The sequence below is a fragment of the Monashia sp. HAY1-5C genome (genome assembly GCF_056755255.1).
The window spans coordinates 1-9,880 of sequence record NZ_JBPGXG010000156.1; the positions used below are offsets into that span (position 1 = coordinate 1).

Below are 9,880 nucleotides of genomic sequence, written 5' to 3' on the forward strand. Positions count from 1 at the left end.
GTCCTCGGTGTAGACGAGGTAACCCTTGAGCGGACCCTCGGCGGCGGCCTTGACCGCGGCGTTGACCTCCTCGACGGTGGTCTCGCGGCCGGCCTCGAACGTCAGGTCGGTGGCCGAGCCCGTGGGCACGGGGACACGGAGGGCGTAGCCGTCGAGCTTGCCCTTGAGCTCGGGCAGGACGAGCGAGACGGCCTTGGCGGCGCCGGTCGTCGTGGGGACGATGTTGAGCGCGGCCGCGCGGGCGCGACGGAGGTCCTTGTGCGGGGCGTCCTGCAGGTTCTGGTCCTGCGTGTACGCGTGGATCGTCGTCATGAGGCCCTTGACGATGCCGAACTCCTCGTGGAGGACCTTGGCCATCGGCGCGAGGCAGTTCGTCGTGCACGAGGCGTTCGAGATGACGGTGTGCTGGTCGGCGTCGTACAGGTCGTCGTTGACGCCCATGACGATGGTGATGTCCTCGTTCTTGGCCGGCGCCGAGATGACGACCTTCTTCGCGCCGCCGGCGACGTGCGCCTTGGCCTTCTCCGCGTCGGTGAAGAAGCCGGTGGACTCGACGACGACGTCCGCACCGACGCCGGCCCAGTCGATCGCGGACGGGTCGCGCTCCTCGAAGACGCGGATGGCCTTGCCGTCGACGGTGATGGACGTCTCGTCGTAGGACACCTCGCCGGGGAAGCGCCCGAGGATCGAGTCGTACTTGAGCAGGTGGGCCAGGGTCTTGTTGTCCATGAGGTCGTTCGTGGCCACGACCTCGATGTCGGCCCCGGACGCCACGATGGCGCGGAAGAAGTTGCGGCCGATGCGGCCAAAGCCGTTGATACCAACGCGAACGGTCACTGCTGTGCACCTCTTCGGTGAGACGGTGTGAGGGTGTGTCGGACGTCGTCAGACGACCTTCGTCCGACGGGAGGGCCGCGACGCTGCGACCTCGGTCACAGTCCACCCTAGTCGCTCCCCCGAGGCGCCGAGTCGGCAGTCTCAGGGCGTGGAGAGGCAACCCGGGCGGCGCGCGTTGCCGGGCGGATGCCGCGCCGGGCTCAGCTCTCGAGCATCTCCGGCGTCAGGTTGGCCTCGGTGCCGGGGACGCCGAGGTCCTCGGCCCGCTTGTCGGCCATCGCCAGCAGGCGTCGGATGCGGCCCGCGACGGCGTCCTTGGTCATCGGCGGCTTGGCGAGCTGGCCGAGCTCCTCGAGGCTGGCCTGCTTGTGCTCGAGCCGCAGCCGGCCCGCCTCGCGCAGGTGCTCGGGGACCTCCTCGCCGAGCAGCTCCATGGCGCGCTCGACGCGGGCACCGGCGGCGACCGCGGCGCGCGCGGAGCGGCGCAGGTTGGCGTCGTCGAAGTTGGCGAGGCGGTTGGCCGTGGCGCGCACCTCGCGCCGCATCCGGCGCTCCTCCCAGGCGAGGACCGCGTCGTGGGCGCCGAGCCGCGTCAGCATGGCGCCGATGGCGTCACCGTCGCGGATGACGACGCGGTCGACCCCCCGCACCTCGCGGGCCTTGGCCTGGATGCCGAGGCGACGCGCCGCCCCGACGAGGGCGAGGGCGGCCTCGGGGCCGGGGCAGGTCACCTCGAGCGCCGACGAGCGGCCCGGCTCGGTCAGCGACCCGTGCGCGAGGAAGGCGCCCCGCCAGGCCGCCTCCGAGTCGCACGTCGCCGCGCTGACGACCTTCGGCGGCAGCCCCCGGACCGGGCGGCCCCGCGTGTCGATGAGGCCGGTCTGGCGCGCGAGGGTGGCACCCTCCTCGACGACCCGGACGACGTAGCGCGAGCCGCGGCGCAGCCCGCCGGCCGCGAGGACGAGGACGTCGCTCCGGTGGCCGTACACCTCGCCGATGTTGCGGCGGAGTCGGCGCGCGGCGTTCGCGGTGTCGAGCTCGGCCTCGACGACGATCTGCCCCCCGATGATGTGCAGCCCGCCGGCGAAGCGCAGCATGGTCGACACCTCGGCCTTGCGACAGCAGGGCTTGGTCACCTCGAGGCGCGAGAGCTCGTCCTTCACCTTCGCTGTCATGGCCATGCGGCACATCCTGCCACCCTGATCAAGCACCCTCGGCTGCAGAGGGGTGAGCGATGCGCCATGGCGCCTCGTGGCGGCCACCCGGGCGGTTCGTCACGGTTCGTCCCCACCGTGCTGGCCGAGGTCGGGCGAGGAGGTCCTCAGGCGATGACGTCCCGCAGCGCGGCCGCGAGCCGGAGCGGGTCGTGGACACCGGGTGCACCGCGCGCGGAGACCGGCGCCACGACGAGCTCGGCACCGAGCTCCGCCGCCGCGGCCCGCAGCGACGGCTCGTCGACGACGACGCTCGGGTCGGCGAGGACGACGTCGAGGCGCAGGTGCGGCGCGTTCGCGGCGAAGGAGGCCAGGTGGTCCTCGGCGCGGAAGTCCCGGGTCTCGCCCTTGTGCACCTCGAGGTTGAGGTTGAGCAGGCGCCTCGCCCGCGTGGCGACGAGGGCGTCGGCGAGGTCGGGCACGAGCAGGTGGGGCATGACCGAGGTGAACCACGACCCGGGCCCGAGTACGACCCAGTCGGCCTCGGCCACCGCGCCCAGCGCCTCGGTGCAGGGCGCCGGGCAGGTCGGCACGATGCCGATGGAGGACACGATGCCGGGTGAGGACGCGACGCGGTGCTGCCCGTGGACGGTGACGGCCTCACCCGGGCGGTCCGGGTCGTGGCCGACGATCTCGGCGACGATCTCGAGCGGCTCGGCGGCCATCGGCAGGACCCGGCCGCGCGCGCCGAGCAGCCGGCCGACGAGGTCGAGTCCCCGGACCGTGTCGCCGAGCAGCTCCCAGATGGAGACGATCATGAGGTTGCCGAGCGCGTGGCCCCGGAGGTCGCCGTCGCCGCCGAAGCGGTGCTGGAGGACGTCGCGCCACGTGTGCCCCCAGTCGCTGTCGTCGCACAGCGCCGAGAGGGCCATCCGCAGGTCGCCGGGCGGAAGGACCTCGAAGTCACGGCGCAGCCGGCCGCTCGACCCGCCGTCGTCGGCGACGGTCACGACGGCCGTGACGTCGTCGGTGAGCAGGCGCAGCGCGCTCAGCGTCGCCGAGAGGCCGTGCCCCCCGCCGAGCGCGACGATGCGCCGCTGCTGGGACGGGCCGAGCGCGACGCGGGGGGCGGGCAGGGTCACGCGTCCACCGTTCACTCGCGGCCGAGGTCGCGGTGCACGACGAACGTGTCGACGCGGTCGTGGCCCCGCAGCCGCCGGCTCAGCGCCTCGGCGGTGGCGACGGACCGGTGCTTGCCGCCCGTGCAGCCGACGGCGACCGTGACGTACCGGCGCCCCTCGCGGACGTAGCCACCGATCATCGTCTCGAGCAGGTCGGCGGCGCGGTCGAGGAACTCCTCGGCACCGGGCTGCTTCATGACGAACTCGGCCACCGGCTCGTCGCGGCCGGTGAGGGCCCGCAGCTCGGGCACCCAATAGGGGTTGGGCAGGAAGCGCATGTCGAAGACGACGTCGGCGTCGAGGGGCAGGCCGTACTTGAAGCCGAAGGACATGACGGCGATGCGCAGCTGCACCTTGCGGTCACCGGCGAACAGCGAGGACAGCTTGGCACTGAGCTGGTGCACGTTGAGCCCAGAGCTGTCGATGACGACGTCGGCCGACGAACGCAGGTCCTGCAGCAGCTCGCGCTCGTGCTGGATGCCGTCGAGGAGGCGGCCGCTGCCTTGCAGGGGGTGCGGCCGGCGCACGCTCTCGAAGCGTCGGACGAGCGCCTCGTCGGTGGCGTCGAGGAACACCAGGCTCGGCCGCTCCCCCCGCTCGCGTGCCGCGGAGATGGCCTCGTCGAGGTGGCCGAACCAGCCACCGGCCCGGACGTCGACGACGACCGCGACCTGCTGGTGGCTCGCGTCGGGGTTGTGCGCGAGCGCGGCGTCGCGCAGCTCGGCGAGGTGACCGAGCAGCTGCGGTGGCAGGTTGTCGACGACGAGCCACCCGAGGTCCTCGAGCACGTTCGCCGTCGTGCTGCGGCCCGCACCGCTCATGCCGGTGACGATGACGATCGGAGCGTCCGCGAGGGAGGCCAGGTCGGCGGTCCTGCTGTCGGCGGTCATTCGAGGACTTCTCCCGTCGTGAGGTTCACGGCTGGCTCCTGCGGTGCACCCTCAGCCAAGTGGGTCACGACCGCCGAGGCAAGCGACGGGCCGATGCCAGGTACCGCCATGATGTCCGTCGCGTCCGCGGCCCGAAGCCGTTTGACCGACCCGAAGTGGCGCAGCAGCGCCTTCTGCCGGCTCGACCCGAGGCCAGGGATGCCGTCGAGGGCGCTCGTGGTCATCGCCTTGGACCGACGCTGCCGGTGGAAGGTGATGGCGAACCGGTGCGCCTCGTCGCGCAGGCGCTGGAGCAGGTACAGGCCCTCGCTGGTGCGGGGCAGGATGACCGGGTGCTCGGTGCGTGGGACCCAGACCTCCTCGAGCCGCTTGGCCAGCCCCACGAGCGCGACCTCCTCGATGCCGAGCTCGTCGAGCACCGCCTGCGCCGCGTTGACCTGGGGCAGGCCGCCGTCGACGACGACGAGGCTCGGCGGGTAGGCGAAGCGACGCGGGCGACCGGTCTCGGGGTCGATGGGCCCCGACGCGGCAGGGGCGTCGTCGGCGGTGCCCTCCGTGTCCTCGGTGCCGGCGAGGTCGCCGTCCGCCTCCGCCTCCTCGAGGTACCGGCGGAACCGCCGGGTCAGCACCTCGCGCATCGCGGCGGTGTCGTCGACGGTCACCGTGCTGTCTGCCGCGGCCTCGAGTGCGACGGCCGCGCCCGTCGTGCCTGCCCTGCCCGCCGTGCCACGGACGATGAAGCGTCGGTACTCGCTCTTGCGGGGCAGGCCGTCCTCGAAGACCACCATCGAGGCCACGACGTTGGTGCCCTGGACGTGGCTGACGTCGTAGCACTCGATGCGCAGGGGTGCCTCGTCGAGCTCGAGGAACTCCTGCAGCTCCTGGAGGGCCTGGCTGCGCAGCGTCAGGTCGCCGGCTCGAGCCACCTTGTGCCGGGCCAGGGACTGCTCGGCGTTGCGGCGGACGGTCTCCATGAGGGTGCGCTTGTCGCCCCGCTGCGGGATGCGCACGTCGACCCGCGCGCCGCGGACCGACGAGAGCCACTCGACGACGGCCTCGCAGTCCTCGGGCAGGGTCGGCACGAGCACCTCGCGCGGGACCGTCTCGCGGTCGGCGTCGCCGTAGACCTGCTGGAGCAGGTGGCCGACGAGGGCCGGCAGGTCCTCGCTCTCCTTCTCCACGACCCAGCCGCGCTGGCCCCGGATGCGGCCGCCACGGACGTGGAAGACCTGGACCGCCGCCTCGAGGTCGTCGTCGGCGAGCGCGAAGACGTCGGCGTCGGTGGCGTCGCCGAGGACGACGGCCTGCTTCTCGAGGGCCTTGCTGATCGCGCCGATGTCGTCGCGAAGGCGCGCCGCCTGCTCGAAGTCGAGGTCGGCCGCGGCCTCGCGCATCCGGGCCTCGAGCCGCTTGACGAACCGGGTCGTGTTGCCGGCCATGAAGTCGCAGAAGTCCTCGGCGATGGCGCGGTGCTCCTCGGGCGTGACCCTGCCGACGCACGGTGCCGAGCACTTGTCGATGTAGCCGAGCAGGCACGGCCGGCCGCTGGCCGCCGCGCGCTTGTAGACGCCGGAGGAGCACGTGCGCAGCGGGAAGACGCGCAGCAGCAGGTCGAGGGTCTCGCGGATGGCCCACGCGTGGCCGTACGGACCGAAGTAGCGCGTGCCCTTGCGCTTGGCCCCACGCATCACCTGCGCCCGCGGGACGGGCTCGCCCATGGTCACGGCGAGGAACGGATAGGACTTGTCGTCGCGGTACTTGACGTTGAACCGGGGGTCGAACTCCTTGATCCACGAGTACTCGAGCTGGAGCGCCTCGACCTCGGTGCGCACGACGGTCCACTCGACCGACGCGGCCGTCGTGACCATCGTGGCGGTGCGTGGGTGCAGCGCCGTGATGTCCTGGAAGTACGAGGAGAGCCGCGGGCGAAGCGATTTGGCCTTGCCCACGTAGATGACGCGACCGTGCCCGTCGCGGAACCGGTAGACGCCCGGATCGGTCGGGATCTCCCCCGGCTTCGGTCGATAGGTCGTCGGGTCGGCCACGGCTCCACCCTATGTCGGGCCACCGACGGCCCGGTCCCCTCCCTCTCGAGCGCGGCGGCCAGACCGAGGTGACCGAGGTGCCCGACGTGACCGGTGGCCGGGCCCGTGGGACTCAGCCGACGGTGAAGCCCGAACCGCTGACGGTGACGGTCTTCGGGCTCAGGCCCGTCGGCGCCGGGCCCGACACGACCTCACCGGTGGCGAGGGCGAAGTGGCTCTGGTGACACGGGCACACGAGCTGGCCGCCCTCCACCGCGGACACCGCGCAGCCCTGGTGCGGGCAGGTGGTGTCGAAGGCCTTGAAGGTGCCCGCCTGGGGCTGGGTGACGACGGTCTGGGTGTCCGGGAAGAACTTCGCGCCGCCGACCGGCACCTCCGACGTCGGCGTCGGCGTGGCCGGTCCACCGGCACCGCCTGCCGCCCCGCCGGAGGTGCCGGTCGGGACGGGCGGGCTGCTGCAGGCGGCGAGCGCACCCGCTCCGGCGACCGCTCCGGCGACGGCGCCGGCGGCGCGCAGCACGCCGCGGCGTCCGGGCAGGCACGCGCCCGCGTCGGTACCGCCGTCCTGGTCGTGCTCGGTCATGCCTTCCTCTTTCGCGTCGTGGTGCTCGGCGACGTGCGGGCGGTGCTCACGGTGGAGGCCGAGGACGTCTTCTTCGCGGCGGCGGTCGTGACACCCCCACGGGTGCGGCCGCCGGTCGCGCCGCCCTTGGTGGGGCTGCCCTTCGCGGCTGTCGTCATGGTCCGCGTCGAGCCTGAGCCTGCCCCGGTAGTCCGCTGGGAGCGGGCCGAGGACGTGGACCCCGTCGAGGAGCTCGTCGAGGAGCCCGTCGAGGACCCCGTCGATGAGCTCGCCGCGGAGCCCTTGGAGGACGTCTTTGAGGACGAGGCCTTCGAGGCCCGCGTCGTCGTCCGCGCGGTGCGCTCGAGGATCGGCTTGAGGAAGCGGCCGGTGTGGCTGGCCGCGACCTCAGCGACCTCCTCGGGGGTGCCCTCGGCGATCACGGTGCCACCGCCCGAGCCGCCCTCGGGCCCCATGTCGATGATCCAGTCGGCGTTCTTGATGACGTCGAGGTTGTGCTCGATGACGATGACGGTGTTGCCCTTGTCGACGAGGCCCTGGAGCACGTCGAGCAGCTTGCGGATGTCCTCGAAGTGCAGCCCGGTGGTCGGTTCGTCGAGAACGTAGATGGTGCGGCCGGTGGAGCGCTTCTGCAGCTCGCTCGCGAGCTTCACGCGCTGGGCCTCGCCACCGGACAGGGTCGGTGCCGGCTGGCCGAGGCGCACGTAGCCGAGGCCGACGTCGTTGAGGGTCCGCAGGTGGCGCGCGATCGCGGGCACCGCCTCGAAGAAGTCCGCGGCCTCCTCGATCGGCATGTCCAGGACGTCGGCGATCGTCTTGCCCTTGAAGTGGACCTCCAGCGTCTCCCGGTTGTACCGGGCCCCGTGGCACACCTCGCACGGGACGTAGACGTCGGGCAGGAAGTTCATCTCGATCTTGATCGTGCCGTCGCCCGAGCACGCGTCACAGCGACCGCCCTTGACGTTGAACGAGAACCGGCCGGGTTGGTAGCCCCTGACCTTGGCCTCGGTCGTCTCGGCGAAGAGCTTGCGCATGTTGTCGAAGACGCCGGTGTACGTCGCCGGGTTCGAGCGCGGGGTGCGGCCGATCGGGCTCTGGTCGACGTGGACGACCTTGTCGAGCTGGTCCAGCCCGGTCACGGTCTTGTGCCGGCCCGGGACGTGCCGGGCACCGTTGAGCTTGTTGGCGAGGACGTTGAAGAGGATGTCGTTGACGAGCGTCGACTTGCCCGAACCCGAGACGCCGGTGACCGCGACGAGGTTGCCGAGCGGGAAGCTGACCGTGACGTCCCGCAGGTTGTTCTCGCGCGCCCCGGTGACGGTCACCTGCCGGCCGTCGTGGCCGCGGCGCACCGGCGGCGTCGGGATCTCGCGCCGGCCGGACAGGTACATGCCGGTCAGGGAGTCGGGGTGCTCGAGCAGGCCCTTGACCGGGCCGGAGTGCACGACGTGTCCGCCGTGCTCCCCGGCGCCCGGACCGATGTCGACGACCCAGTCGGCGGTGGCGATGGTGTCCTCGTCGTGCTCGACGACGATGAGCGTGTTGCCGAGGTCGCGCAGCCGCGTCAGGGTCTCGATGAGCCGGTGGTTGTCGCGCTGGTGCAGGCCGATCGAGGGCTCGTCGAGCACGTACAGCACGCCGACGAGGCCCGAGCCGATCTGCGTGGCGAGCCGGATGCGCTGCGCCTCGCCGCCGGACAGCGTGCCGGCCGGCCGGTCGAGCGAGAGGTAGTCGAGGCCGACGTCGAGGAGGAACCCCAGACGGGCGTCGATCTCCTTGATGACCCGCTCGGCGATCTGCTTCTCGCGGGCCGTGAAGTCGACGGTGTCGAGGAACCCGGCCGCCTCGCTGATGGCCAGGGCACACACCTCGGCGATGTTCTTGCCGCCGACGAGCACGGCGAGCGACTCGGGCTTGAGGCGGGCGCCCTTGCAGACGGGGCACGGGACCTCGCGCATGTAGCCCTCGTACCGCTCGCGGCTCCAGTCGGAGTCGGTCTCGGAGTGGCGCCGCTTGATGAACGGGACGACACCCTCGAAGCCGGTCGTGTACGAGCGGTCGCGGCCGTAGCGGTTGCGGTAGCGGACGTGGACCTTGTAGTTCTGCCCGTGGAGCAGCGCCTCGCGGGCCCGTTCGGGCAGCGCCCGCCACGGCACGTCCATCGAGAACTTCATGTCCTCCCCGAGCGCGCTCATGACGCGCTGGAAGTACTCGGCCGACCCGGAGCCCTGGGCCCACGGCTGGATGGCCCCCTCGGCGAGGGTCAGGTCGTCGTCGGGCACGACGAGCTCGGGGTCGACCTCGAGCTCGGTGCCGATGCCGGTGCACGTCGGGCACGCACCGAACGGGGAGTTGAAGGAGAACGACCGTGGCTGCACCTCGTCCATGCCCAGGGGGTGGTTGTTGGGGCAGGCCATCTTCTCGGAGAAGCGGCGCTCGCGGTCCTTGTCCTTGGCGTCACGGTCGACGAAGTCGATGACGAGGACGCCTCCGGCCAGGCCGAGCGCGGTCTCGACGGAGTCGGTGAGGCGTCGCTTGGACCCGGCGTCGTCGCCCTTGGCCACGAGCCGGTCGACGACGACCTCGATGGTGTGCTTGCGCTGCTTCTCGAGCTTGGGGGCCTCGGTGAGCGAGACGACCTCGCCGTCGACGCGGGCGCGGGAGAACCCCTTGGTCTGCAGCTCGGCGAAGAGGTCGACGAACTCGCCCTTGCGCCCCTGGACCACGGGGGCGAGCACCTGGAACCGGGTGCGGTCCTCGAGCGTGAGCAGCTGGTCGACGATCTGCTGGGGCGACTGCCGGGTGACCGGCTCACCGCACACCGGGCAGTGCGGGCGGCCCGCACGCGCGAACAGCAGACGCAGGTAGTCGTAGACCTCGGTGATGGTGCCGACCGTCGAGCGCGGGTTGCGGTTGGTCGACTTCTGGTCGATGGAGACGGCGGGCGAGAGCCCCTCGATGAAGTCGACGTCGGGCTTGTCCATCTGGCCGAGGAACTGCCGCGCGTACGCGGAGAGTGACTCGACGTACCGGCGCTGCCCCTCGGCGAAGATCGTGTCGAACGCGAGGCTCGACTTGCCTGACCCGGACAGCCCGGTGAAGACGACGAGGCTGTCCCTGGGGAGGTCGACCGAGACGTCGCGCAGGTTGTGCTCGCGCGCGCCGCGGACGACGAGGGAGTGGGAGGTGC

7 protein-coding genes are annotated in these 9,880 nt (G+C 72.0%); all 7 read right to left on the minus strand.

Annotation, left to right across the window (positions count from 1 at the left end):
* Positions 1 to 837: type I glyceraldehyde-3-phosphate dehydrogenase (gene gap / locus ACR9ZK_RS18610; protein ID WP_481343452.1), on the minus strand; the 837-nt coding region annotated here is incomplete at its 3' end.
* A gap of 200 nt (positions 838 to 1,037) precedes the next feature.
* A complete protein-coding gene (gene whiA / locus ACR9ZK_RS18615; RefSeq protein WP_481343453.1) occupies positions 1,038 to 2,018 on the minus strand; it encodes a DNA-binding protein WhiA in 981 nt (326 codons plus the stop codon).
* A 140-nt stretch (positions 2,019 to 2,158) separates the two neighbouring features.
* Positions 2,159 to 3,133: a gluconeogenesis factor YvcK family protein gene (locus ACR9ZK_RS18620; protein ID WP_481343454.1), complete on the minus strand. Its 975-nt coding sequence runs from the start codon at positions 3,131 to 3,133 to the stop codon at positions 2,159 to 2,161.
* An 11-nt stretch (positions 3,134 to 3,144) separates the two neighbouring features.
* Positions 3,145 to 4,062, minus strand: coding sequence for an RNase adapter RapZ (gene rapZ, locus ACR9ZK_RS18625; protein ID WP_481343455.1), 918 nt, complete (start codon positions 4,060 to 4,062; stop codon positions 3,145 to 3,147).
* On the minus strand, positions 4,059 to 6,107 hold the full coding sequence (uvrC, locus tag ACR9ZK_RS18630; RefSeq protein ID WP_481343456.1) for an excinuclease ABC subunit UvrC: 2,049 nt from the start codon (positions 6,105 to 6,107) through the stop codon (positions 4,059 to 4,061). Before uvrC ends, rapZ begins: the two co-directional genes overlap by 4 nt.
* 112 nt (positions 6,108 to 6,219) lie before the next feature.
* Entirely contained in the window at positions 6,220 to 6,690 is a 471-nt protein-coding gene (locus tag ACR9ZK_RS18635) for a Rieske (2Fe-2S) protein (RefSeq protein ID WP_481343457.1), read from the minus strand.
* Positions 6,687 to 9,880, minus strand: a 3,194-nt coding sequence (gene uvrA, locus ACR9ZK_RS18640; protein ID WP_481343458.1) for an excinuclease ABC subunit UvrA, incomplete at its 5' end; no start/stop codon positions are given. The genes ACR9ZK_RS18635 and uvrA, both read right to left, overlap by 4 nt.